This window comes from Pseudomonas sp. SLFW (assembly GCF_009905615.1).
GTDB lineage: Bacteria > Pseudomonadota > Gammaproteobacteria > Pseudomonadales > Pseudomonadaceae > Aquipseudomonas > Aquipseudomonas bambusae.
The window spans coordinates 124,569-149,766 of the sequence record NZ_JAAAKW010000001.1 but is presented as its reverse complement, the minus strand read 5'-3'; the positions used below and the strand labels follow the sequence as shown (position 1 = coordinate 149,766).

Here is a 25,198-nt window from a genome sequence, read left to right as displayed (position 1 = left end):
GAACGTTATCCGCCTGCCTCTTATGTCGAGACGAGACCGGTTCGGCGCGTGTCAGAACTGACAGGCGCAAGGCTCGGTTTCGCACTCGGAGGGCGAGGGGTAGGGTTCAAGGTCGATGAGGCAGACCTTGAGTTCTGTGTCCCTCTGCGCTGGCTTTTTGTTAGATCATTGGGATGCAGCAGCTTGAGTAAACAACAAACACCCCGCAGGACTCGGTCATCAGGTCCAAGGGATCTGCGAGGGGGCGGCGATTGTACCTGAAATGTGATTTCTGACAAAACGTGTGACGATTTAGTCAATACGCCAAGGTGTCACAGGTGGCGAAAGAATGGCTTCCGCCACGTGTGATCCATGGAATTCTGCCGCTAATGCTGGCTGAACACGGTGTGAATCTGTAGGAGCGAATTCATTCGCGATGGGATGGCCAGGTCACTACATCTCTGTCATCTGCACCCTTTTTCGCGAATGAATTCGCTCCCACAGGAAATCACCGTTGAAGCGTCAAAGGGTGAACTTGCCCACCATGGTGTTGAACGACACCGCCAGGCGTGACAGCTCCTGGCTCGACGCGTTGGTCTGATTCGCGCCGGCGGCGGTCTGCGCCGACAGGTCCTGAATGTTCACCAGATTGCGGTCAACTTCCCGCGCCACTTGGGCCTGTTCTTCGGCCGCGCTGGCGATCACCAGATTGCGTTCGTTGATCTGGCTGACGCCTTCGCTAATGCGCTCCAGCGCCAAACCGGCTTCGGTGGCGAGCGTCTGGGTGTTGGTGGCGAGGGCCTGGCTCTTGCCCATGGCGCGCACCGCTTCATCGGCACCGTTGCGCACCAGGGTGATCATCGATTCGATCTCGCCAGTCGAGGCTTGTGTGCGGGCGGCGAGGGCGCGGACTTCGTCGGCGACCACGGCAAAACCACGGCCTTGCTCACCGGCGCGAGCGGCTTCGATGGCCGCGTTGAGGGCCAGCAGGTTGGTCTGTTCGGCAATGCCACGAATCACGTCCAGCACTTTGGTGATGTCACGAATCTGCCCGGCCAGTGCCTCGACGCGTTGGGTCGAATCGTTGATTTCCACGGTCATGGTGTTCATCGCAGTCACCGCTTGCTGCACTTGCTGCTGGCCTTTGACCGCGTCGTCTGCCGTCTGGGTCGAGACTTGCGAAGCGCTGGCGGCGTTGCGGGCGACTTCTTCGACGGCAGCGGTCATCTGGTTCACGGCCGTCGCAGCCTGCTGGATTTCGTCGTTCTGACGTTGCAGCCCGCGGGTGCTGTCGTCGGTCACAGCGGTCAGTTCTTCCGCAGCCGAGGCCAGTTGATCCGAAGCACTGGCGATCTGTTGCACGGTGCCTTTGAGGCTGCCCTGCATCGTCGACAGCGCCCTGAGCAGTTGCCCGGTCTCGTCCTGGCCGCCGGAGGCGATGACGTGGGTCAGGTTGCCGTTGGCCACATGGGAGGCGCTTTCCACCGATTGATAAATAGGGCGAGTGATCATGCGCGTCACGATCAACCCCAGTGAAATGGCGCAAATGACCGCAATCAGCGAACCGATGGTCAACAGCCACGTCACCTGACTGTCGGTTTCCACGCCTGCCTGGGCCGACTCTTGAGCCTGGCGAGCGTTGGATTCGATGATGATTTTCAGCTCGCCCATGGTTTTGCGGTAGGTCGGGGTGACGTTACTGGCCGCCAGTTTCGCGCCCTGTTCGACGTCTCCGCTCTGAATGACGCTCAGCGTGCTTTGAACCGCCGACATGTAGGCGGGCCAGTCGCGAGTGAAGTCATCGCCCGCTGCCTTTTCGTCATCTTCCATCGGGGTCTTGCGATAGATCGCGAAGTCGGTGTCTGCCTGCGCCTGGTTTTCCTTGAGCGACTGAATGACCGCGTTGACTTCCTCGGGGCTGGCCTTCAGCGCGCTGAGGGCGATGATCTTGAAGAAGTCGCGGTTGGTGGCAATCACGTTGGCCTTCACCGAATCCACCTTGGTGACCGACAGCATGCTGTTTTCAACAGTGCCTTTGAACAAATCGTACAGACGAGAAATGCCGTTCTGGCCTAGCACACCCACCACCACAGTGATCAGGGCACACAGGCTAAACGCGAGCAACAGCTTGGACTTGAGTTTCAGGTTGGTCAGCCAGGACATGAAGGAATACTCAGGCGAGAGGAAGAGACGCGGTTGGGTCACCGTCTTCCAAGCGTATCGGCGGAGAGGGAAGGGACTTTACATATCCGGTAACATCTAGCCGAAACTTTACGTTCCCCGAAATTGGCCGAGTTTGGATCCATTATCCCGACTCTTTTCTTCACGCCCGCGTGCTTTAAAGCACACGACCTGCGTCACAAATGCATTCGTTTCACCCAGCATCATTGTCATGGAAGGGTCGCTTTTTATCGCGGGCGTCACCTAAGCTTTACTTGGGCGCCGCCGATAACCGAAGCGAGGGCTCTCTTGCCCTACGGCAAGTTGCCGACGCCCCTGTGAAATAGCTTGATGGCAATTTGATGTTGGCTATCATCTGCGCCACGCGAAGGGTGCTTCGACGTTGATGCTTGTGAGGCTGCCTCTGAGCTGATTTATCTCCCGCTACAGGAATCTCGATGCTGGCCTGGAACCAAAAAACCTTTCTGATCGTCGATGATTTCTCCGATTTTCGCAGCTCGGTCAGGTCAATGCTGCGCGAGTTGGGCGTCAAGGAAGTGGACACCGCAGACAACGGCGAACAGGCGATCAAGGCCTGCTCGCAGAAGCGCTATGACTTTATCCTGCACGACTTCAACTTGGGTGACGGCAAGAAAAACGGCCAGCAGGTGCTGGAAGACCTGATGACCGACCGGCTGATCAGCCATGAAAGCGTGTTCGTGATGGTCACCGCTGAAAACAGTCAAGCGATGGTCATGAGCGCGCTGGAATGGGAGCCTGACGCCTATCTGACCAAGCCGTTCAACCGCGCCAGCCTGGCGCAACGTCTGGAAAAAATCGTCCAGCGCAAGACCCTGCTCAAGCCAATCCTCCAGGCCCTAGACCGTGGCAAGCCCGCTGAAGTGCTGGCGGCCTGCGTCAACCTGACCAAACAGGACCCGCGTTTCGCGCCGTTGTGCCTGCGCTACAAGGCCGACGCACTGCGCGACCTGAACCAGCACGAGCCGCTGGAAGCGTTCCTCAAGTCCATCCTCGCTGACCGCCCGCAACCCTGGGCGTATTCGGCGTTGGGCAAGCTGCTGTTCAAGCGCAATCGCAATGCCGAAGCGCAAACGGTCTATGAAGAAGCGATTCGTACCTTTAATGCGATGCCGGTGCTGTTCGACGGTCTGGCGGATGTGCTGATTGCCAGCGGCGATAATCGTCGTGCGCAGAAAATGCTCGAAGAAGCCGTGCGCCTGTCGCCCTATGCCGTGCGCCGTCAGCGTTTGCTGGGCAAGCTGTCGTTGGAGAATCAGGACTTTGACGGCGCCTCCCGTGCGTTCCGCCAGGCGGTGTCGCAAGGTCAGTTTTCTCGCTTCAAGGACCCCGAAACCAACCTCGGTCTTGCGCAGGCGCTGATCAGCAAGGGCGCCGAGCGGGGCTTCGACGCGCGGACCCGCGTGGAAATCAACCAGACCCTGGGCGACGTCGCCAAGGAGCACACCAACGACGCCGGTCTGCAAGTGCGGGCGCGTTTGATGAAGGCCACCAGTGTCGCGAGTTCCGATCCGGAAATGGCGGCCAAATTGACCGCGCAGGCCATGGAACGTCTCGACGGCATGGAGCAGTTTCTCAGCGCCGATGCGGCGTTGGCCGTTGCGTCACAGCTCAAGCAACTGGGACAGGAAGCGGCCGGTGCCGGGATCTTGAAAAGCTGCGCGGAAATCTACGGCGACGATCCGGCTGTCATGCAGAACATCGCCAGGCAGACCGACGACCCGGAAATCCTCGGTGCGGGCAAGGCGGCGATCGATCTGAACATGCAAGGCATTCGCAGTTATCGCGCGGGCAAGCTGGGCGAGGCTCAGGACTTGTTCCGTCAGGGGCTGGCGCTGCAACCCAAGAACATCAGTATCGCGTTGAACATGGCCCAGTCGCTGTTGCACATGGGCGTGCAGAACCTCGACGCCGCCAGCCTCAAGGAGTGCCAGAACAGTCTGAAAATGGTGGGCAAGATGCCCGAGACCGACCCGCGATACGAGCGGTATCAGAAACTGCGACTCAAGGCGTTTGGCGAATGACGGACGAGGATTCGGGGCTGGATTTTTCCATGGTGATCGCCTCCACCGTGCACGACATGAAGAACTCCCTGGCGTCGTTGATCCAGGCCCACGGGCAGTGGATCAAGCAACTGCCTGAGGTCCATCGCGGCACGCCGGAACAGGGCGTGATCGACTACGAATTCGCGCACCTCAACGGCATGCTCGTGCAACTGCTGGGCCTGTACAAACTGGGCGTGAATCAGCTGCCGTTGCGCCCGGATTATCACGAGCTGGACGACTTCATCGAAGCGCAACTGGCGTTTCACCAGGAAGTCCTCGCCAGCCGTGGCATCGTCGCACGGTATGAAGTCGATGACTTTGGCCTGCCGGGTTTTTTCGACCGCGAGCTGATCGGCTCGGTGGTGTCGAACGTGGTGATCAATGCGATTCGCTATGCCCGCAAGGCAGTGCTGATCACGGCGGGGCAGGTGGGCGAGCAATTGGTCATCAGCGTCAACGACGATGGCCCGGGCTTCCCCGAACACATGATCGAGAAACAGACCGACTACGTGCTCGGCATCAACCAGAGCAGCGGCAGCACCGGTTTGGGCCTGTACTTCGCCGCGAACATTGCCCGTCAGCACCAACGGCAAGGCGTGCCGGGGCATATCGAGATTGCCAACGGCGGCGAGTTGGGCGGTGGGGTGTTCAGGATTTTTCTGCCTTGAGCCGAGCCGCACCGAATGTCGGGTAGGCATTGCGTTTTCCCCCTGTGGGAGCGAATTCATTCGCGATGCGCTGGCAAGGTCGATACATCTCTGTCGTCTGCCCCATTTTTCGCGAATGAATTCGCCCCTACCGGGTAAGTGTGCAGTTTCACACCCAACATGGGGCGTTATTTGGCATCCGCCACATTGAGCTTCGGCGGCGTCCACCCGCCGCCCAGCGCCTTGTACAGATTCACCTGATTGACCTCCCGCGCCAGTTCCAGCGTCAGGTATTCCTGTTGGGCGGCGAACAGTGAGCGTTGCGCGTCCATGGTCGAAAAATAGCTGTCCAGCCCCGCCTCGAAACGCAACCGCGACTGACGCCACGCTTCCTGATAATCCTTGACCAACCGCTGCTGCGCCGCGACTTGCGCGAGCATTTCCTGGCGCGCATTCAGGGCATCCGCCGCCTCCCGAAACGCGTTCTGCACCGTACCTTCATAGGCCGCGGTGTTGGCGTCATACCGCGCATGGCTGGCATCGACCAGCGCCCGCCGCTGCCCCCCATCGATTAACGTCATCGACCCGGCCGCCGCCAGTTGCCAGAACTCGGCAGGCCCAGTGAGCAGCTTCGAGAAGTCACCACTCAGGCTGCCCAACGCGCCGGTCAACGAGAGGGTCGGAAAATACGCACTGCGCGCCGCGCCAATGTCCGCGTTGGACGCCCGTAACAAGGCCTCCGCAGACAGAATATCGGGGCGGCGCTGGATCAGACTCGACGGCAAGCCCGCAGGCACATCGGCGGTGGCCAGCGTCTCGCCCAGATCGCCCTCCGGCAGCAGTTGATCGGGCACGGGCTGACCGACCAGCACACGCAAGGCGTTGAGGTTTTGCGCGACCTTCATGCGATACGTGTTGACCTGCACGGCAGCGGTGTTGGTCATCGCGTCACCCTGATGCACGTCGATGCGTGCCGTGGAACCCGCGTTGAAACTGCTGCGCAACAGCTCGCCGTAATGCTGCTGGGAATCGAAGGTGGACTGGGCCAGATTGAGCAGCGTCTGATTGGCTTTCAGGCTCAACCACGTGCTGGCGACTTCGCCGATGAGCCCCAAACGGGCGGTCTGGTAATCCGCCTCGGTGGCTTCGAAGCGCGCGTCAGCGGCGTTGCGTTGGCTGCGCAGGCGGCCGAACAGGTCCAGCTCATAGGACGTGAAACCGGCTGTGGCCTGAAAGGTGTTGTCTGTGCTGCCCGAGCTCACGCCGCCGCCTTGCGTCCGCACCAAGGGTGGGATTTTGCTGCGTCCTGCGTAGGTGTTGAGACCGATTGAGGGGAACAGCGCAGCGTGGGCACCGTCGGATTCGGCGCGGGATTCCGCCACCGATGCCGCGTACTGACGCAGGCCACGGTTGTTCGACAAGGCCAGATCGATCACCTGACGCAAGCGCGGGTCGGTGATGAACGTTCGCCAGTCCTGCTGAAAGGCCAGCTTCGAATCATTCATGCCCGGCGCTTGCGTGTTGCTCGGCCATTGCTGATCGATGGGTGGGTCGGGGCGCTGGTAAGTCGGCTCCAGCGAGCAGCCGGTCAGAAGCACAAGGGTGAGCAAAGAGAGGCGTAGTGGGCTGTTCATCGGCGTGCTCTCGTTAACATGGCTTGACCTGCAATTTCAAAAGGCAATGGGATTTTGGTGATGCGCAGATCCCTCAGAAGTCCGGTTCACTGCGAAACATCAAACCTGACGAGGCCTCAACTGTAGGAGCGAATTTATTCGCGAATGGGCCGTACATTCGACACATCCCCACCGCTTGTACCGACGCATCGCGAATGAATTCGCTCCTACAGTGGGGATCACGTTTGCAGCAGGCCAGTCGCCCGAACGGAAGATCGGGTAGAGAGCGATAGCCGGGCGCTCCTTACAACCGCATCCCGAACAACGCCCGCAACGGCGCGAGCAACAGCGTCCAGAACTCCCCACGCGTCGCCGACACCCTGGGCGCTGGCCCTTCCGGCAGGCGCAGGTTGACGGTCTTGAAACCGGGCATCGGGCGCCGCCGACGCTCGGCCCGCTGCTGCCGTGCGCGACGGGCATACGAGAGCAAGGGCGGGCGCTTCTCACCAATCAACGAACGCCGCAGCAAGCTGCTGAACGCGATCCCCGGTTTCGCCCGGCCCGCGACGTTGGTGTTGGCGTCACTGAACAACCGGCCAATCAAACGCTGCCGCAAGGGTTCGTCCAGATCGACGAACTGCAAACCCAGCCGCCCATCTCCGGTCTGGCGTTTGACCTCCACCGGCACCCGGCCCACCTTGTTCACCCACACCGTGCCCCGCAGCCCCGGCCTGATCAACGCCGAAAATTCACAGGCGAACGACGCGCCGCTCAGGGAAATGTCGGTCAAGCGTCCGGCAAACATCCGACCGCTCAAGTGCAGCCCGGCGGGCTTGAGAAACGGGAAACGCTCTTCGCCATGTAGCCTCGGGCGATCGACGCAGGCCACCAGCGTCGCGACGTTGTACACCAGGGCCACCACCGTCCAGCACAGGTTGAACTGCACGTTGCCATCGAAGGTGTCCGCCGTGGCAATCGCCGTGAACGCGCCGATCTGCGCGAACAGCGTGAGGAAGAAAAAGAACCCGAAGAGTTTCCAGTGGACCATCGTCTGCGAGCGGTCCAGCCCCTTGGCCGTGACCTTGAAGGGCCGCCCGAACGGGCGAATCAACGCGCTGAGCAACGTGGCCGTCACTGCCAGCGAGGCCACGATCTGCGTCACCTCGGTGAAAATCGGCAGCGTGCGCCGGTCGGTGACCCACGTCCCGTAGCCCCAGAAGGCGATCAGCGCAGGCATGCCGAACGCCAGGAAATCCATCGGCTTCGCGTAGAACCCGGCAATGCCGAAATACCAGTAGAGCAGCGGCGAAACCAGCATCATCAAAATGAACGGCTTGGAGAACCAGTGCAGCAGACCATGGACGTAATGCAGTCGGTCGTTGAGCGTATAGCCGCGCCCGCGCAACGGGCCGTCCGGCAGCAACGCGACCTGAATCGTGCCCAGGCACCAGCGACCCCGCTGGTTGATGTACTCGGTCAGCCCTTCCGCCGACAGGCCGATGGACAGCCGCTCGTTCAGCCAGCGGGTGATGTAGCCGCGCTGCAACAGGCGATACGTGGTGTAGATGTCTTCGCAGACAGAGCCTTTAGGAAAGCCGCCGATTTCATTGATCCGATCGCGCCGCACCACGAAGGACGTGCCGACACAAAACGCCGCGTCCCACCCATCCTTCGCCGGTTGGAACACGTCGAAGAACACCCGTTGCTCGTCCACCCAACAGGTCGACGAGCCCAGGTTGTGCTGGATCGGGTCGGGGTTGTAATAAAACTGCGGGGTCTGCACCAGCGCGACTTTCGGGTCCTCGAACAATCCGAGCGTGCGCATCAGGATCGGCTGTTGCGGCGCGAAGTCCGCGTCCAGTACCAGGATGTACGGCGCGTTGGTCGAGGCTTCGGACTGGCGCAGACCGTTGTTCAGGTTTCCCGCCTTGGCGTGGTCGTTGTTGTCGCGGCGAGCGTAATACACGCCCCTCTCTGCGCAGTAGTCGCGCAGCCAGTCGCGGCGGGTGTCGTCCAGCACCCAGACATTGAAATTGGGGTAGTCCATCGCCTGCGCCGCGATGATGGTTTTTTCCAGCACGTCCAGCCCTTCGTTGTACGTGCAAATGAACACGTCCACTCCTGGCACATGGGGGCCGGCACTTCGCAGGCGACCTTCTCCAGCGTCCGCTTTGGTCGTGTGATCGGTGCGCACCAGCATCACGACAATGGACACCAGCGTGTAGGTGATCGCCAGCATTTCGAAGAACAGGAAGGTGTAGGACCACAAGGCCGCGAACCCTGAGTGAACGTCGGGCAGGGTGGCGCGGAATCGCCAGATCACGTAGTTGATCAACAGCAGTCCGGTCACCAGCCCGAACGCGGCCCGCGCCCACCACTGGTTGCGGTGGGTCAGCGCCGCGAACAGCACCACCATCGCCAGCGTGCCGAGGTTCAACTGCCAGAGTTGCAAGGCATCGAGTGCGTGCATGTCAGTTGGCCTCCTGTGCGCCGGTGAACGGGTTGACGCCGCTGGCCGCAATCGCCGCCCAGGCCGTGGCGCCCAGATGGGGCAGGTGGTAGTAGAAAAAGTCGTTGCTCGTGGAGTCCGGGCCGATGGCCAGCCCGGTGCTGATCTGTGCCTGCGGGGTCGCGAACAGCCAGCCATCCGTCGACTGCTGCGCGATCAGCACCGGCCACAATGCGCAGGCCTTGTCGGCCGCGCCGGTGAGGTGCGCGACCGCTGCGGCCTGCGCGGTGCCCTCGGTCCACAGGCCATCCGGATCGCGACTGAAGCCGTAACCTTCGCCAAACCGGTGGGCCTGATCGACGAACCCGAACACCCGCGACCAGTCGGCGGGCGGCTGGCGAACGGCAATCAATGGCCAGATCTGCGCGTCCAGCCCCGAGCGCTGATGCTCGGCGGTGCGGCCGTCGGGGAGGGTGCCGATCAGAAACCGCCCTTCCTGGGCGAGCCATTGGCGGTCGACGAAATCACGGGCGATCCTGGCTTGGGTGGCGCTTTCGGCACTGGCCTTGATGCGGTTCAGCGCGTCCCACGCAGCGGCCAGATCGATGTTGTGTTCGGTGGATTTCCAGCCCTGACGGACCGGGTTCGGCGGGTAGCCGTAGAAGCCGCCGATGAAGCCTGCCGGGGCCTGGCTGTCGTAGGTGTTGCGCTGGGTCCAGAGCAGGATTTTTTCGGCGGCCTGTAGATAACGCGGTGTCTGGGTCTGACGAAAGGCTTCGAGCAGCGCCAGCACGGCCCACGCCTGATTGCCGGTCGCACTGCCGACCTGATACGCGTCCTGATTCCAGGCGTTGCGCTCCTGGCTCCAATAACCGGGCAGCAGAATCGGCCCGCTGGTTTTTACTGAACCGGCAACGTAGGCGTTGCGCAGGCGGCCGTCGTGATAGTCGGGGTCGTTGTCCACCGCGTACGTCAGCGCGTCAGCGATACGCTCCGCCGATTGCGGTTTGCCACAGCCGAACAGCGCGATGCTCGCCAGCGCGTTGTCGTAGGTGAACGCCACGCCGCGCAGGGCAATGATCGCGGGCGGATGGCCTTCGAAGGCGGGGTAGCTCGCCAGCAAAACGGGGCCGTCGGCGAGGGACAACACGGCACGGTCGAGCGCCGCGCACGTTAACCGTTCCAGTTGCGGACGGCTTTGATCGGCCATCACCGGAACGCTGAACAGCGTCAGCAGCCACACGCTGCAACCGGCCAGCCCGAGGCGTTTCATCCTGACACCTTGGCCGTCACCCAATTGCCCGGATTACAGGTCCGCGCGCGTTCGTTTTCCGAGAGGTCGTCATCGAAGGCGCCGACCACGTACACGGCGTTTTGCTCGGCGAACGGGAAGGGCACGCTGTAATTGGCGGAGAGGGTGTCGCTGGGTTTAGACAGCAGCTGCACGACGTGTGCCCTGAGCGGCTGATTCAGGCCCGCGACGTCCACGATCAGCACCGTGTCCCGCGTGATTTTGCTGGCCATCCGCTCCGGGAACACCGCGATCACGTTGCTCTGATTGCAGTGGGTGGCCCGCACCAGCGTGGCACCGGCGCGGACCAGCGTGCCTTCCGGGGCGACCAGTTCCTGAACGGTGCCGGGGGCGTAGGCGACCACGTTGTACGCCGCCATCAGCCTGACCCGGTTCTGTTCGGTCTCAATCAGTTGATTGAGGTTGTCCAACTCTTCCTGTTGCGTCGCACGGTTCTTTGTCTGATTCGCCAGGCTCAGCTGCAGCGTGGTCATCTGCGCTTGGAGGTCAAACATGCGCAACTGATCGGGGTCGAGGTACACCTGTTCGCTGGCCGCCGACACGTCGCCACTGTTGATGCGCAACTGCGAGCGAATCGATTCGGCCGCTCCTTGCAGCGACGCCAGTTGCGCCTTGGAAGAGGTCACCGCCGCTTCACTCACCGCGCCTTGGCGAAACAGCTCCTGATTGCGCATCAACGTGGCTTGGGCATCCTGCAAACGGGCGTCGGCCGCCACGCTTTCCGCCCGCAGCGCACGTTGCGCGTACAGCTGCTGCGTGTGGTAGGCGGTCTGGTATTGCTGACTGGTTTTATCGAGTGCGTCGTAGAACTGCTGATCGTGTTCGGCCTGGCTTTTCAGCGAGGCCAATTGCTGCTCCAGCGTCAGGCGACGGGTCTGCAAGGTGAGCAGGGTTTCCTGATTGGCCCGTGGGTTTTCGATGGTGGCGATGGTCTGCCCCTTGGCGAACGCTTCGCCGGGCTTGATCGACAGCGCACTGACAACGCCGTCGATGGGCGTGGTCAGCAGAATCACCGGCGCATTCAGAATCGCCCGGGTGGCGGACGAGGACAGCAGCGGCAGGAACAGGGTGGAAAACAGCAGCCAGACGATGAAGAACAACACGCTGAACCCCACCAGCCGGGGCAACAGCGACAGCGTGAAAAAACGCGGCCTGGCAGGCACCCCGGACGTCATCGAGATCGGCTCGATCGATAAATTGGTCATTCCAGTACCTCAAGGCCAAGCATGCAGAAATCATTTCGCGGCCACGGGCGCAGGCCGCGTGAACGCGTCAGGTAGACGACAGCTGAACCCAGGCATACGAAAGCGTCGCCGAACGTGGCGATGTACAGGATCTGTTCGCTGAAAGCGCAGGACTGAAAAGGCTGGATACGTCCCGTCTTGTTGAAGTGCAGCGGCAGTGATCCAGGCAGGAGAAAACGATCACTGGCCTTACGCTAGGCGGGAAGTTTTTGAGTGTCAATGACCCGCACGCGCTCATTGTTTGGCGTCGGATTGTTGCCGTATTTTGGCGGAGGGATACGGAAAATCGTGGTGGAGTAAGGGGCGGTAAGTGGTTTATTTATAGAGAAATCTTCATCAAGAACGCCGAGTCATTTGCACTATCGTTTGCCGAAACGCGTGACTAATGCCCTGCGTAAGATCAAAAAGATATAAACATTTCGAGGCTGCATGCGCAGGTTTTGCTGCCGCTTCGCGCCAGATCGTAGGCAAGCCAACTCCTACGGGCTCCGCCCAGAATCAAAAGCCTTGACCGCGGCGCGCCTACGTCTTCGGTACAAGCCGTCGGCCCTATAACTTCACCCCCTGCCCCAACACCACATTCAGCGCGTTGCGCGCATCGTCCAGTTGCACCAGTGTCGCGTGGTGGGCGCCGAGGGCGTCGCGGTTTTCGATGGCGGTGAGAATGGCCTTGTGTCGCGGCAACGCCAGTTCGTGCAGGTTCGGGCGCTTGTTGGAATGCTTCAACGCTTCACGCAACGCCAGCGACAGCATGTTGCACAGGTGCGCGAGCAGGTCGTTGTGGGTGGCGTCGGCGATGCGGCTGTGGAAATCCAGGTCGGGCTGCAACACCTCTTCGACGGTCGGCGCGGCCGCCATGCGTTCGTAGGCCTCGCTGATTCCGGCGACTTCATCCGGTGTGGCATGTTGTGCGGCAAGGGCGGCGGCGGCCGGTTCGATGATGCTGCGCACGCTGGTCAACAGCGCGAAGAATTCATTCTGCGGCGAGCTTTGCATCAGCCAATGGAGCACGTCCGGGTCGAGGATGTGCCACTCGCGACGAGGCTTGACCACTGTGCCCACGCGAGGCCGTGAATACACCAAGCCCTTCGCCACCAATACCCGCGTTGCCTCCCGCAACACCGGCCGACTGACCGCGTATTCCTCACAGAGCAGGGCTTCGGCGGGGAGCTTGTCGTCAGGTTTGAAGCGGCCTGAAACGATCTGCATGCCGATGTCCTGGACAATGCGCGAATGCATGCTCTTGCGGTCGGAGGGCTTACGGTAATCCATGGGGCGCGGGGCAATCCTGAACGATGAATGCGGCGCATCATAGCATTGGCGGGGAGGAGGGCGCGGGTGCAGATGTCGGAGGGTATCGCAGATACCGGTGGCGTAGTTGGCAGACGTCATTCTGTGGGAGCGAATTCATTCGCGAAGGCGGTACATCCCATACAGATGCGTCGTCTGCCAACCTTTTCGCGAATGAATTCGCTCCCACAGGAGGCTTCACCGGTAGTCCATCAGTGGGAGTGCCGAGGCACTTCCGACCCACGCATCCCGACCAGGAAATCAAAATCACACCCCTGGTCAGCCTGCATCACATGGTCGATGTACAACTGGCGATAGCCACCGATCAGCTTGTTTTGCGGCGCTTGCCAGTCGGCGAGGCGGGCATCCAGTTCCTGTTGTGGAATGTCCAGATGCAGACGCCCGGTCGCGCAGTCCAGCTCGATGTAATCGCCTTCCTGCACCACCGCCAACGGCCCGCCCGCCGCTGCTTCCGGCGCCACGTGCAAGACCACTGTGCCGTAGGCTGTGCCGCTCATGCGCGCATCGGAAATCCGCACCATGTCGGTCACGCCCTGGGCCAACAGCTTGGCCGGCAGGCCCATGTTGCCGACCTCCGCCATGCCCGGATAACCCTTCGGCCCGCAGTTCTTCATCACCAGAATGCTGTTGGCGTCGACGTCCAGCTCCGGGTCGTTGATCCGCGCCTTGTACATGTCGAAGTTCTCGAACACCACGGCGCGGCCGCGATGCTTCATCAGTGCAGGGGTCGCCGCAGAAGGCTTGAGGACTGCGCCCAGCGGCGCGAGGTTGCCGCGCAACACACAGATGCCGCCATCGGCCACCAACGGGTTGTCGATGGCGCGGATGACTTCGTCGTCGCCATAGATCGGCGAGTTCTTCACGTTTTCCCACAGCGACTTGCCGTTCACGGTCAAGGCTTCAGGGTTGGGAATCAGGTTGTTCTCGCCCAGGCGGCGCAGTACCGCAGGCAGACCGCCCGCGTAATAAAACTCTTCCATCAGGAAGCGCCCTGAAGGCTGCAAGTCCACCAGCGTCGGGGTGCCGCGACCGATGCGGGTCCAGTCGTCCAGCTCCAGATCGACGCCGATGCGCCCGGCGATGGCCTTGAGGTGAATCACCGCGTTGGTCGAACCGCCAATCGCCGCGTTGACACGAATAGCGTTTTCGAACGCCTCGCGGGTGAGGATTTTCGACAGGCGCAGGTCTTCATTGACCATCTGCACCGCACGCATGCCGGACATGTGGGCCAACACGTAACGCCGCGAATCCACTGCCGGAATCGCTGCGTTGTGCGGCAAGGACGTGCCCAGCGCTTCGGCCATACAGGCCATGGTCGAGGCCGTGCCCATGGTGTTGCAGGTGCCCGCCGAGCGCGACATCCCGGCTTCGGCGGAGAGGAATTCATCGAGGCTGATCTGGCCTGCTTTATAGGACTCGTGCATCTGCCAGACGATGGTCCCGGCGCCGATGTCCTTACCCTTGTGCTTGCCATTCAGCATCGGCCCGCCCGTGACGACGATGGCCGGAACGTCGCAACTGGCCGCGCCCATCAGCAACGCAGGGGTGGTCTTGTCGCAGCCGGTCAAAAGCACCACGCCGTCGATGGGGTTGCCGCGAATCGCCTCTTCCACGTCCATGCTCGCCAGGTTGCGGGTGAGCATGGCGGTGGGGCGCAGGTTCGATTCGCCGTTGGAGAAGACCGGGAATTCAACGGGGAAACCACCGGCCTCGATCACGCCACGTTTGACGTGTTCGGCGATGGTGCGGAAGTGCGCGTTGCAGGGGGTGAGTTCGGACCAGGTGTTGCAGATGCCAATGATCGGCTTGCCCTGAAACTGGTGGTCGGCGATGCCCTGGTTCTTCATCCAGCTGCGGTACATGAAGCCGTTCTTGTCAGCGGTCCCGAACCATTGGGCCGAACGCAGGACAGGTTTCTTGTGGGTATTGGAAGGGGAATCAGACATAAATCAGCACTCTTATTGTAAGACTTAAAACGTCACGTGCTGATTAAAATAGGCCTAAAAAGCCCAGAGTGGAAGTCTTGTCACTTCAAATAGTATTACTATATAGTCGTTTCCCATCGAGAGACGACCCTGCTCGCCGCGTACTCAACCACCTGGCACACACGAAGGCAGAGGCGATCTCCGACGCTTCCATAACAAAAACAACGTGGAGACTGCTTACATGAGCCAGGAACTCAGGCTTATTCGTCGCATCACCCTGAAACTCATCCCGTTTCTGATCCTCCTGTACCTGATCGCGTATGTAGACCGTTCCGCCGTGGGCTTCGCCAAGCTGCACATGGGCGCGGACGTCGGCATCGGCGATGCGGCTTATGGCCTCGGTGCGGGCTTGTTCTTCATCGGCTACTTCCTCCTGGAAATCCCCAGCAACCTGATGCTCGAACGCTTCGGCGCACGGCGCTGGTTCGCGCGGATCATGATCACCTGGGGCGCGATCACCATGGGCATGGCCTTCATTCAGGGCCCGACCAGTTTCTACGTGATGCGCTTCCTGCTCGGTGCGGCGGAAGCGGGCTTCTTTCCTGGCGTGCTGTACTACATCACCCAGTGGTTCCCGGTGCGCCATCGCGGCAAAATCCTCGGCCTGTTCATCCTTTCGCAACCCATCGCCATGATGATCACCGGCCCGATTTCCGGCGGCCTGCTGGGCATGGAAGGCGTCGGCGGTCTGCACGGCTGGCAATGGCTGTTCCTGTGCATTGGCGCGCCTGCGATCCTGCTGACCTGGCCGGTACTGCGCTGGCTGCCGGACGGCCCGAAAGACGTGAAATGGATGGACCCGGTCGAGAAGGAATGGCTGACCGGCGAGCTGAAAAAGGACCTGGAGGAATACGGCCAGACCCGTCACGGCAACCCTTTGCACGCCCTCAAGGACAAACGCGTCCTGCTGCTGGCGCTGTTCTACTTACCGGTGACCCTGAGCATCTATGGCCTGGGCCTGTGGCTGCCGACGCTGATCAAACAGTTCGGTGGCAGCGACCTGGTCACCGGATTCGTGTCGGCCGTGCCCTACATCTTCGGCATCATCGGCTTGCTGATCATCCCGCGCAGCTCCGACCGTTTGAACGACCGCTACGGCCATCTGGCCTTCCTTTATGTGATCGGTGCGATCGGGCTTTTCTTCAGCGCCTTCCTCAGCGTGCCGGTGCTGCAACTGGCGGCGCTGTGCCTGGTGGCGTTCTCGCTGTTTTCCTGCACCGCGATTTTCTGGACCTTGCCGGGGCGCTTCTTCGCCGGTGCCAGCGCGGCAGCCGGTATCGCGTTGATCAACTCGGTGGGCAACCTCGGCGGCTACATCGGGCCGTTCGTCATTGGCTGGCTGAAAGAACTGACCGGCAATCTGGCCAGCGGCCTGTACTTCCTCTCGGGCGTGATGGTCTTCGGATTGATTCTGACCGGCATCGTGTACCGCGTGCTGGAACGCAAACACGTGCTGCCGGAATCCAAATTCGCGGCCAGCGCCCGTTCACGCTAAAAGGAGAAACTCATGCATTTGGTTCAATTCGAGCTGGGTAACGGCCAGCGTCGCGTCGGTCTGGTGGACGGCGCGCTGGTGCGGGAAGTGCAAGGCGCGACCAGTACCCGCGACCTGGCGCTGGCGGCCATCGACAAGAAAATCTCTCTCGCCGAACAGGTCGACAGCCACGGCCTGGGCGACAGCCACGATTATTCGCAGCTGCGCGCCGACCTTCGCATCCTGCCGCCACTCGATCACCCGGACCCTGCGCATCTGCTGGTCAGCGGCACCGGCCTGACGCATTTGGGCAGTGCTTCGGCTCGCGACAAGATGCACCAGCATGGCAACGACGAGTCGGCCATGACCGACACCATGCGCATCTTCAAATGGGGCATCGAAGGCGGCAAACCCGCAGCCGGTGAAGCGGGCGTGCAACCGGAGTGGTTCTACAAGGGCGACGGCAGCATCGTGATCCGTCCCGGCGAAGCCTTCCCGCAGCCGCCGTTTTCCGAAGACGCGGGCGAAGAGCCTGAGCTGAGCGGCCTGTACGTGATCGGCAACGATGGCAAGCCGTACCGACTGGGTTTTGCCATCGGCAACGAGTTCTCCGACCACGTCATGGAACGCAAGAATTACCTGTACCTGGCCCACTCGAAACTGCGTGCCTGCTCGTTCGGCCCTGAGTTGCGCGTCGGCGATTTGCCGCAAAACCTGGCGGGCACCAGCCGCATCCTGCGCGACGGCAAGGTGCTGTGGGAGAAGGAATTCCTGAGCGGCGAGGCCAACATGTGTCACAGCCTGGAAAACCTCGAATACCACCACTTCAAATACCGCCAGTTCCTGCGGCCTGGCGACGTGCACGTGCACTTTTTCGGCACCGCGACCCTGTCGTTTGCCGATGGCATCAAGACCCAGCCGGGCGATCATTTCGAGATCAGCCAACGGGAGTTCGGCGCGCCGTTGGTCAACGGAATCGCCGCGATCGAGGCGGTGTTTCAGCCGGGTGGCATTACTCAGCTCTGATCACACGGATCGTTCCCACGCACCGTGTGGGAATGCCTCTCCGGACGCTCCGCGTCCCTGAAGGAGTCTCAACATGCCTCACATCCTCGGCCACAACTTCATCAACGGCACTCGCAGCGCCGCAGGCACGGTCATCGTCTACAGCGTCGACGCCAGCACCGGCGAAACGCTGCCTCACGATTTCTATCAGGCCACGGTTGAAGAAGTCGATGCCGCTGCCAACGCCGCCGCCTCTGCCTACCCGGCGTATCGTTCGCTGAGCGCCGAAAAACGCGCGCACTTCCTCGACGCCATCGCCGATGAAATCGACGCGCTGGACGACGACTTCATCGCCACCGTTTGCCGCGAAACCGCCTTGCCGCCCGCCCGCATTCAAGGCGAACGCGGACGCGTAACGGGCCAGATGCGCCTGTTCGCCAAGGTCCTGCGTCGCGGCGATTTCTACGGCGCACGGATCGACCTGCCGCTGCCAGACCGCAAACCGGCGCCTCGTCCGGACCTTCGTCAATACCGCATCGGCCTTGGCCCGGTCGCCGTATTCGGCGCCAGCAACTTCCCCCTGGCGTTCTCTACCGCAGGCGGCGACACCGCGTCGGCACTGGCCGCCGGTTGCCCGGTGGTGTTCAAGGCCCACAGCGGCCACATGGCCACCGCTGAACTCGTCGCCGAGGCCATCCTGCGCGCCGCCGACAAAACCGCCATGCCCAAAGGCGTGTTCAACATGATCTACGGCGGGGGCGTGGGCGAGTGGCTGGTCAAGCACCCGGCGATTCAGGCCGTCGGCTTCACCGGCTCGCTCAAGGGCGGTCGTGCGCTGTGCGACATGGCGGCTGCGCGTCCGCAACCGATTCCGGTGTTCGCCGAGATGTCGAGCATCAACCCGGTGATCATCCTCCCTCAAGCGCTGGGCCTTCGCAGCGAACGCATCGCGTCGGAACTGGCGGCGTCCATCGTTCAGGGCTGCGGGCAGTTCTGCACCAACCCCGGTCTGATCATCGGCCTGCGCTCTCCGGCTTTTACTGAATTTCAGAAACGCCTGGCCGCACAGATCAACGATCAGCCGCCGCAGACCATGCTCAACACCGGCACGCTGGGCAGCTACAGCCGGGGCCTGAAAGCCTTGCACGCTCACGCGGGCATTACGCACCTGGCAGGCAGCGAGCAAAAGGGCGATCAGGCCCATCCGCAGCTGTTCAAGGCCGACGTCCGCCTGTTGCTCGAAGGCGACGCGCTGCTGCAAGAAGAAGTCTTCGGCCCGACGTCGATTGTGGTGGAAGTGGCCGATCAAGCGCAGCTCAACGGCGCCTTGCGCGGGCTTCACGGCCAACTCACCGCGACGCTGCTGGTCGATGGTGACGACATGCAGCGCTTCAGCGAACTCACTGCGTTGCTGGAGCAGAAGGTCGGCCGGATTCTCATCAACGGCTACCCGACCGGCGTGGAAGTGGTGGATTCGATGGTGCACGGCGGCCCGTACCCCGCCACCTCGGATGCCCGCGGCACCTCGGTCGGCACCCTCGCCATCGACCGTTATCTGCGCCCGGTTTGTTTCCAGAACTACCCCGACAGCGCCTTGCCCGACGCCTTGAAAAACGCCAACCCGCTGGGGATTCAGCGGTTGGTGGATGGAGTGAATACCACCGCTGGTCTTTAGCGTGGCTTGAAACTGTGGGAGCGAATTCATTCGCGAAGGTGGGTCAGGCAACAGAGATGTATCGCCTGTACCCGCTTTTCGCGAATGAATTCGCTCCCACAGGATCGTGCCCAACCCGATAAACCGTTCGGCTCGACGATCCCGACACCCCATAAAAACAAACGAGGTGCGCCCCATGACCGCCAACGCCATACCGCTGGAACAGCTCGACACCGACGCGCTGGAAGACAGCATTTACCGCAAGGTCAGCTGGCGCATCGTGCCGCTGTTCATCTGCTGTTTCCTGTTCGCCTACCTGGACCGGGTCAACATCAGCTTCGCCAAGCTTCAGATGGCCAGCGATCTGGGCTTCAGCGAGACCGTCTACGGCCTCGGCGCGAGCCTGTTCTTCGTCGGTTATTTCCTGTTCGAAGTGCCCAGCAACGTGCTTTTGCACAAGATCGGCGCGCGCATCTGGATCGCCCGGATCATGGTGTCCTGGGGCATCGCCTCGGCCTGCATGATGTTCGTGCAGACCGAATTCTGGTTCTACACGCTGCGGTTTCTGATTGGCGTGATGGAGGCCGGCTTCGTCCCCGGCGTGCTGTATTTCTTCACTCAGTGGTACCCCGGCACACGACGGGCGCGGGTCAATTCTTACTTCAAAAGCTCCATTTGCCTGTGCGGCATCGTCGGCGGTCCTATAGCCGGGCTGATCCTCGGCCACTTCGACGGCGTCATGGGCCTGGCCGGCTGGCGCTGGCTGTTTCTGCTGGAAGGCATTCCGTCGGTGATCCTTGGCGGTGTGGTGTTCTGGCTGGTCAAGGACCGTATCGAAGACGCCCCTTGGCTCAGCGCTCAGGAGAAGCAAATCGTCCTGTCGCGCATGGCCAACGAGCCCAAGCCCGTCGGGGCGCAGAAGGTCAAAGACATCTGGAAACACCCGACCACGTACGTGATGTCGGGGATCTACCTGTGCCTGGTCATGGCCCTGACCGGCCTGCTGTTCTGGATGCCGCAACTGATCAAAAGCGCCGGGGTGCTGGACACGATGGACATCGGTCTGCTGACGGTCATCCCGTACGTAGGCGCGGTCATCGGCAACCTGCTGATCGGCGCCAGTTCCGACCGTCACCGCGAGCGCCGCTGGCACATGGCAGGGTGCGCCACGCTGACGGCACTGGGCTATCTGGTCTGCGCGCTGTTCCCCGGTCAACTCACGCCGCTGATGATCGGCATGACCCTGATCATGACCGGCATCATCGCCTGGATGCCGATCTTCTGGACCATCCCGCCGCGCTTCCTGAGTGGCATCGCCGCTGCGGCGGGGATCGCCCTGATCAACTCGCTCGGTCAGTTGGGCGGTGTCATCGCGCCGTTCATGGTCGGTCGGATCAAAGACCTCACCGGCACCGCCACCCCGGCGCTGTTCGCGTTGTGTGCCGTGAGCGTATTGGCGATTGCGCTGATCGTCTGGGGCATTCCGGCGCGGTATTACGCCAAGGATGCGCAGCAGGAGTGATTGAGCTGCAAGCGAGCAGTCGCCTCGATTGTGCCGGCTGCATGCTGAACCTGTGGGAGCGAATTCATTCGCGAAGGTGGATCAGGCAACAGAGATGCATCGCCTGTACCGGCCTCATCGCGAATGAATTCGCTCCTACAAGGAAGTGGCGCAACCCCAGATCCCTGATTCGCCCACCCTGACGCCTTTTGACCTATCATTCGCGCTTTCATCCGAAGCGAACCCTTGCCATGACCACCACACCCCAAACCCTGCGCGCTGCCCTGCAAACCGCCCTGACGTCCCAAGCCATGCTGGAAGTCGACGGCCTGCACGCCTTCGAATTCACTCTGGATGAAATGCTGCAGATCGAAAGCATGGACGGCCGCGAGCGCAAGGTCTGGCGCTTTTCCCTCGCTCAGGTCGACGCTGCCGAATTCGACAGCGCCCTGCAAAGCTGGGTCATCAACGACGGCAACGCCGACCATCGCATTCTGGTGCTCGAAGCGTTCGCGGCCGGCGATGATGAAGAAGACGAGTAACGCCTGACGCCGCAGCCCCCTGTAGGAGCTGGCTTGTCCTGCGACCGGCGACGGAGTCGTCGTAAAACTGGAATATGCGGTCTGCCTGATCCACCGCGTTTGCCGGATCTACGACTGCTTCGCAGCCGGTCGCAGGACAAGCCAGCTCCTACAGGTACCGAGGCAGGTACAGGTACAGGTACAGGTGCAGGTACAGGTACAGGCCTGCATCGGCAACTACTGCCACCCAACCGCTGTCATAGACCTGATTCTCGCGTAAACCACGCGCCAATAATGCCAACAAGAGATCAGCCCACATGACACCCAGAATCCTGCCCTGGCTGGCCCTCGCCAGCAGCCTCACCGTTTTCACCGTTCAGGCCAAACCCATGACCGATTACGACGTGCTGGTGGGGGCTTACACCGCCGGTGCCAGTGAAGGCATCTACCGTTATGGCTTCAACACTCAGACTGGCCAACTCGACGCCAAGCCTCGGCAGGTCATCAAAAGCGAAAACCCCTCCTGGCTGACCCTGTCCAAAGACCAGCGCCACCTGTTCGCCGTCAACGAAAACGGCCCCGGCCAGACCGACGTGGTCGGCAAGGTCAGCAGTTTCGCCATTGATCCCACAACCCATGCCGTCTCGTTCATCAACCAGATCGACAGCAAAAGTGATGAGCCGACCCACTCGAACCTCAGCGCCGATGGCCGCTTCCTGTTCGTCGCCAACTACGCCGTGCACCCCGATCCCGGCGGCTCGCTGGCCGTGGCTCCGGTCGGCAAGGATGGCAAGTTGTCCCCCGTGGTGCAGACCGCCACCCACGAAGCCAGCAAGGTTAACCCTGAGCGCCAGGCCTCGTCCCACGTCCACTCGGCCGTGCCCACGCCTGATGGCAAATACCTGATCGCCATGGACCTGGGCGCCGACAAGATGTTCGTCTTCAACTACGACGGCAAACAGTCCCAGCCCCTCAAGCCCGCGAAAACCCCGTCTGTTGACCTGCCACCGGGCAGCGGCCCGCGCCATCTGCTGTTCAGCAAGGACGGCAAACACGCGTGGCTGACCATGGAAATGAGCGGTCAGGTCGCGGTATTCGACTACCACGACGGCGCCTTTAAACGTACGCAATTGGTCGACCTTGCCAAGCAGGACGGCCAGCAATACCGCGCCGCCGGTGGCCTGCACACCTCGCCGGACGGCAAATTCCTCTACGTCGCCAACCGCGGCGACATCAACGAACTGCTGGTCTTCAGCATTAACGCCGGTAATGGTCAGCTCAAGGAAATCCAGCGCCGTTCCGTGGAAGGCAAGGAACCCCGTGAGTTCGCCTTCGACCCCAGCGGCCGCTTCCTGCTGATCGCCAACCAGAAAAGCAACCAGATCGTCACCGTCCGCGTCGACCCGAAAACCGGCGTTCTGGGCGATACCGTGCAGAAAGTCGACTTCGATTCCCCCTCCGATTTCCGCTTTCTCACGCATTGACCTCGCGCAAGTGACACCTTGACGCACCCTCCAGCCCTTTGAAATCAAGGGCTGGAGCCATCTATTAATTGAATTGATAAGGGCTAGTGGCAGAAAAGATTTTTTCTGAAAGCTCCTCGGGCGTAACTTTCATTCCACGGCCAAGACGGTCAAGACTTGAAACGAAACATCAACACCGAGGTACACATCATGAACTTCAATCTCTTCTCCATCATCGCCGCGTCTGCCATCTCCGCCACCGTTGCATTGCCAGCCAGTGCCAGTGCCGAAGTGACAGAGAAAAAAATCAGTTCGACCCAGAGCTACACCCCGAAATACCTGCAACAAAGCGCCAACTTCTACGCAGCTCTGGATCATAAGACCCAGCAATGAATAGAACTCTCGACGTAAATCCATTCCCCGTTAATGAAGAAAGTATTCAATGCCGGGGAATGGATTTGTAAGAAACACCGCGGTACCGCTTCACATTGCTCGACATTGAAAGAACGCTTTCGCGAGCAACTTCGCCGTTAACAGGTTGATGCGACCCACTGACCACTGAGTGTCAGACCATGCATCAAATGCCGGCGAGCTTGCTCGCGAAAGCGTTGAATTCCCTCCCTTTGGTCCCCGTCTGCTGAATAAGCGATGGGGATTTTTTTATGCGTGAGCATTATCAGAAATCCAGTGCATAACTGATTCCTACCGTTCGGCCCTGAGCGTGCGTAAAAGGCGCACGAACGGTGGCTTGGCTGAATAGCGTCTGGTACTGACGATTGTTCACGTTATAGATACCGCCTTCCATACGTCCCACCGGCAGTCGGGTCGAACCCAGAAGATCAAACAGGGTGTAACTATCAATGGAACGACCATTATTGTCTTTGGCGGCGGCGTCGTAGTTGGCGAGATGCAACGCTTGCAGACGGATGGAGTAACGGTCGGGCGCATATTCGGCATAGACCGTTGTTTTGGCCGGTGACACGCGCGTCGCCGGCAGGTCGATCCATTTGCCCGCCTGGCGTGTTTCCCCTTTTACCCACGAATAGGTCCCGCCCGTATTCCATACGTCACTCAGACGATAGGCCACATCGGTTTCGATTCCTCTCACGCGTTCGTTCTGGTTGATCAACCTCAGCACGCGGTCCCGCGCGTCGTAGAACTGGGTCACGTCGGAGGTGTTTTCATAAAACGTTATCTGGGTGCGCCATTTGTCCCCATTCGCGCGCCAGCCCAGTTCATGGCTGTCGACCTTCAACGCTTGGGCATTGAGTTGGCTGATGTCGTAGGTGCTGCTGACGTCACGCAAATAGCGCTGAATATCAGGGAATGAAAAGCCTTGGCTGAAGTTGGCGAAAATTTCCTGGGTCTCGCCCAAGCGGTAAACAGCACCCAAGTTGTAGAGCGTGGCATCGTACTTGAGCGTTTCACCCGGCAAGGTCGACCAGCGTCCGGTCCGAACGATTTCGCCATAAGCGATGCTGTCTCTGACCTGGCTCTCGATCCACGCACGGCGCACGCCTCCTCGCACGGTCCAGTCGCCCAGATCAAAGGAGACCTGGCCGAACAGTGCCTTGGTGGTGGTTTCGAGATCAGGCCCCAGTTCAAAAGTGGTGCCGGTCTTGCGGTAGGTCAGGCCATCGACGGTGTACTGATCACCGCGCTGTCGGGACCTTTCGTGATCGTAGTCGGCGCCCCACACCAGATGCCCGGTAACGTTACCGAGGATGGGCAGGGCGGTTTGAATGGCGGCTCGCAAGCCGTACACATCCTGCACGCTGTTGTTATCGGAAACGCCAGCTTTGCCACGGCGAAGGTCGGGGAAGAAGAGCGCATCGGCGCGCCGCCAGTAGCTTTCCAGCTGCAGACTCTGTTCGAAAAAATTGCTGTCGCTGTAGTCCAGATTGATGGCTTGATTGCGCGTATGAGGTTGATCTCCGAGGATCAGGCCTTTAACCGCCACGGCCTCATCCCGATTTTTCGGGTCTTTGCTGTAACGGGTTTTTTGCTGGTCCTTGTAGTCCTGCAGCGACAGCCTCAATGCGCGTTCAGCATCCAGTTGATAGCCGAATCTGGCCTGCAGGTCATAGGTCTCGGTGTCTAGATTGCTGCCCTGAGAAGTGTCCTGCGCAATGCGCTTGCCGTTGCCGTCGAACTGATCGTTGCGTTGTGTCAGTGCAGCCGAGAGATACCCGTCCCAAGGGCCTGCACGGCCCGTCACGCTTTGAAAGGCTTCGTAGGCAAAACCCTGCGACTGCAGGTTATTGGCTGCGCTGATGCCCACCTTGCTGCGCAATCCGAGCGTCTCGCCCTGATTGCGTTTGGTAATGATGTTGATGATTCCGCCCGACGCCCCTGCACCGTAGATGCTACTGGCGCCAGAGATCACCTCGATTCGTTCGATGCTCTCGGGAGAAATACTGTTCAGTTGCCGGAAGTTGTCTCGCGTCGAGTTCTGCGATACCCCATCGATCAACACCAGCAGGCTGCGACCTCGCAATGTCTGGCCGAAATTGCTCATGCCACCTGTGCCCGGCGCAAGTCCTGGCACCAATTGCCCGACGATGTCCGACACCCGACGCCCCGCAGTGCTCTGCTGACGAACCTGCTCAGCATCGATGACCTGCACCGACCCCGGAATCGACGCGATGCTTTCCCGGGTCCGTGTCGCGGAAACCACGACCTCGGAAAGATTCAAGGTGCCCGATGGATCGGTGTTTTCGTTTTGCTCGGCAGCCACAGGCAGGGTTACAGAGCCGAACAAAGGCAGCAAAAAAGTGAGTCGGGGTTTTGTCATTG

General features: G+C 60.9%; 18 protein-coding genes. 9 read left to right on the top strand and 9 right to left on the bottom strand.

Features of this window, described 5'->3' with window-relative positions; translation table 11 throughout:
• Positions 1–501 precede the first annotated feature (501 nt).
• Positions 502–2,142 carry a methyl-accepting chemotaxis protein gene (locus GVN17_RS00525; RefSeq protein ID WP_166593277.1) on the bottom strand — a complete coding sequence of 547 codons (1,641 nt, stop codon included), beginning with the start codon at positions 2,140–2,142 and terminating at the stop codon, positions 502–504.
• A gap of 455 nt (positions 2,143–2,597) precedes the next feature.
• On the opposite strand from GVN17_RS00525, the gene GVN17_RS00520 reads away from it, so the two are divergent.
• Entirely contained in the window at positions 2,598–4,202 is a 1,605-nt protein-coding gene (locus GVN17_RS00520) for a response regulator (RefSeq protein ID WP_166593276.1), read from the top strand.
• The gene (locus GVN17_RS00515; protein ID WP_166593275.1) at positions 4,199–4,891 is read left to right on the top strand and encodes a sensor histidine kinase KdpD; all 693 of its coding nucleotides are present in this window, start codon (positions 4,199–4,201) and stop codon (positions 4,889–4,891) included. The genes GVN17_RS00520 and GVN17_RS00515 overlap by 4 nt, the downstream gene beginning before the upstream one ends.
• 167 nt (positions 4,892–5,058) lie before the next feature.
• On the opposite strand, the gene GVN17_RS00510 is transcribed toward GVN17_RS00515, so the two are convergent.
• The 6 genes from GVN17_RS00510 to GVN17_RS00485 form a co-directional block, all read right to left on the bottom strand.
• The gene (locus GVN17_RS00510) at positions 5,059–6,504 is read right to left on the bottom strand and encodes an efflux transporter outer membrane subunit (RefSeq protein ID WP_166593274.1); all 1,446 of its coding nucleotides are present in this window, start codon (positions 6,502–6,504) and stop codon (positions 5,059–5,061) included.
• Between the two features lie 283 nt (positions 6,505–6,787).
• On the bottom strand, positions 6,788–8,953 hold the full coding sequence (locus GVN17_RS00505) for a glycosyltransferase family 2 protein (RefSeq protein ID WP_166593273.1): 2,166 nt from the start codon (positions 8,951–8,953) through the stop codon (positions 6,788–6,790).
• 1 nt (position 8,954) lies between these two features.
• Complete coding sequence (locus GVN17_RS00500; protein ID WP_256665029.1) at positions 8,955–10,205, bottom strand: hypothetical protein; 1,251 nt, start codon at positions 10,203–10,205, stop codon at positions 8,955–8,957.
• Positions 10,202–11,449 carry an HlyD family secretion protein gene (locus tag GVN17_RS00495; protein WP_256665028.1) on the bottom strand — a complete coding sequence of 416 codons (1,248 nt, stop codon included), beginning with the start codon at positions 11,447–11,449 and terminating at the stop codon, positions 10,202–10,204. Before GVN17_RS00495 ends, GVN17_RS00500 begins: the two co-directional genes overlap by 4 nt.
• 588 nt (positions 11,450–12,037) lie before the next feature.
• Positions 12,038–12,760 (bottom strand): FadR/GntR family transcriptional regulator, encoded by a 723-nt coding sequence (locus tag GVN17_RS00490; protein ID WP_166593272.1) that lies wholly within the window; start codon positions 12,758–12,760, stop codon positions 12,038–12,040.
• A gap of 230 nt (positions 12,761–12,990) precedes the next feature.
• A complete protein-coding gene (locus tag GVN17_RS00485; protein WP_166593271.1) occupies positions 12,991–14,745 on the bottom strand; it encodes an IlvD/Edd family dehydratase in 1,755 nt (584 codons plus the stop codon).
• A 220-nt stretch (positions 14,746–14,965) separates the two neighbouring features.
• Here GVN17_RS00485 and GVN17_RS00480 point away from each other — a divergent pair, with 220 nt between their 5' ends.
• From GVN17_RS00480 to GVN17_RS00460, 5 genes are all read left to right on the top strand, one after another.
• On the top strand, positions 14,966–16,279 hold the full coding sequence (locus tag GVN17_RS00480; protein ID WP_166593270.1) for an MFS transporter: 1,314 nt from the start codon (positions 14,966–14,968) through the stop codon (positions 16,277–16,279).
• Positions 16,280–16,291: 12 nt separating this feature from the next.
• Positions 16,292–17,284: an AraD1 family protein gene (gene araD1 / locus GVN17_RS00475; protein WP_166593269.1), complete on the top strand. Its 993-nt coding sequence runs from the start codon at positions 16,292–16,294 to the stop codon at positions 17,282–17,284.
• 73 nt (positions 17,285–17,357) lie between these two features.
• Positions 17,358–18,938, top strand: a complete 1,581-nt coding sequence (locus tag GVN17_RS00470) for an aldehyde dehydrogenase (NADP(+)) (RefSeq protein WP_166593268.1) — start codon at positions 17,358–17,360, stop codon at positions 18,936–18,938.
• A 175-nt stretch (positions 18,939–19,113) separates the two neighbouring features.
• Positions 19,114–20,439, top strand: a complete 1,326-nt coding sequence (locus GVN17_RS00465) for an MFS transporter (RefSeq protein ID WP_166593267.1) — start codon at positions 19,114–19,116, stop codon at positions 20,437–20,439.
• 230 nt (positions 20,440–20,669) lie between these two features.
• Entirely contained in the window at positions 20,670–20,960 is a 291-nt protein-coding gene (locus tag GVN17_RS00460; protein ID WP_166593266.1) for a DUF5629 family protein, read from the top strand.
• Positions 20,961–21,108: 148 nt separating this feature from the next.
• Here the strand turns inward: GVN17_RS00460 and GVN17_RS00455 are convergent, their stop codons facing one another.
• Positions 21,109–21,258 carry a hypothetical protein gene (locus GVN17_RS00455; RefSeq protein ID WP_166593265.1) on the bottom strand — a complete coding sequence of 50 codons (150 nt, stop codon included), beginning with the start codon at positions 21,256–21,258 and terminating at the stop codon, positions 21,109–21,111.
• Between GVN17_RS00455 and GVN17_RS00450 the strand changes: the two genes are divergently transcribed.
• The gene (locus tag GVN17_RS00450) at positions 21,257–22,423 is read left to right on the top strand and encodes a lactonase family protein (RefSeq protein ID WP_166593264.1); all 1,167 of its coding nucleotides are present in this window, start codon (positions 21,257–21,259) and stop codon (positions 22,421–22,423) included. The two genes, GVN17_RS00455 and GVN17_RS00450, sit on opposite strands and share 2 nt — an antisense overlap.
• 189 nt (positions 22,424–22,612) lie before the next feature.
• Positions 22,613–22,795, top strand: coding sequence for a hypothetical protein (locus GVN17_RS00445; protein WP_166593263.1), 183 nt, complete (start codon positions 22,613–22,615; stop codon positions 22,793–22,795).
• A 283-nt stretch (positions 22,796–23,078) separates the two neighbouring features.
• Here GVN17_RS00445 and GVN17_RS00440 read toward each other — a convergent pair whose 3' ends face one another.
• Complete coding sequence (locus GVN17_RS00440) at positions 23,079–25,196, bottom strand: TonB-dependent receptor (protein WP_166593262.1); 2,118 nt, start codon at positions 25,194–25,196, stop codon at positions 23,079–23,081.
• Positions 25,197–25,198: the final 2 nt, after the last annotated feature.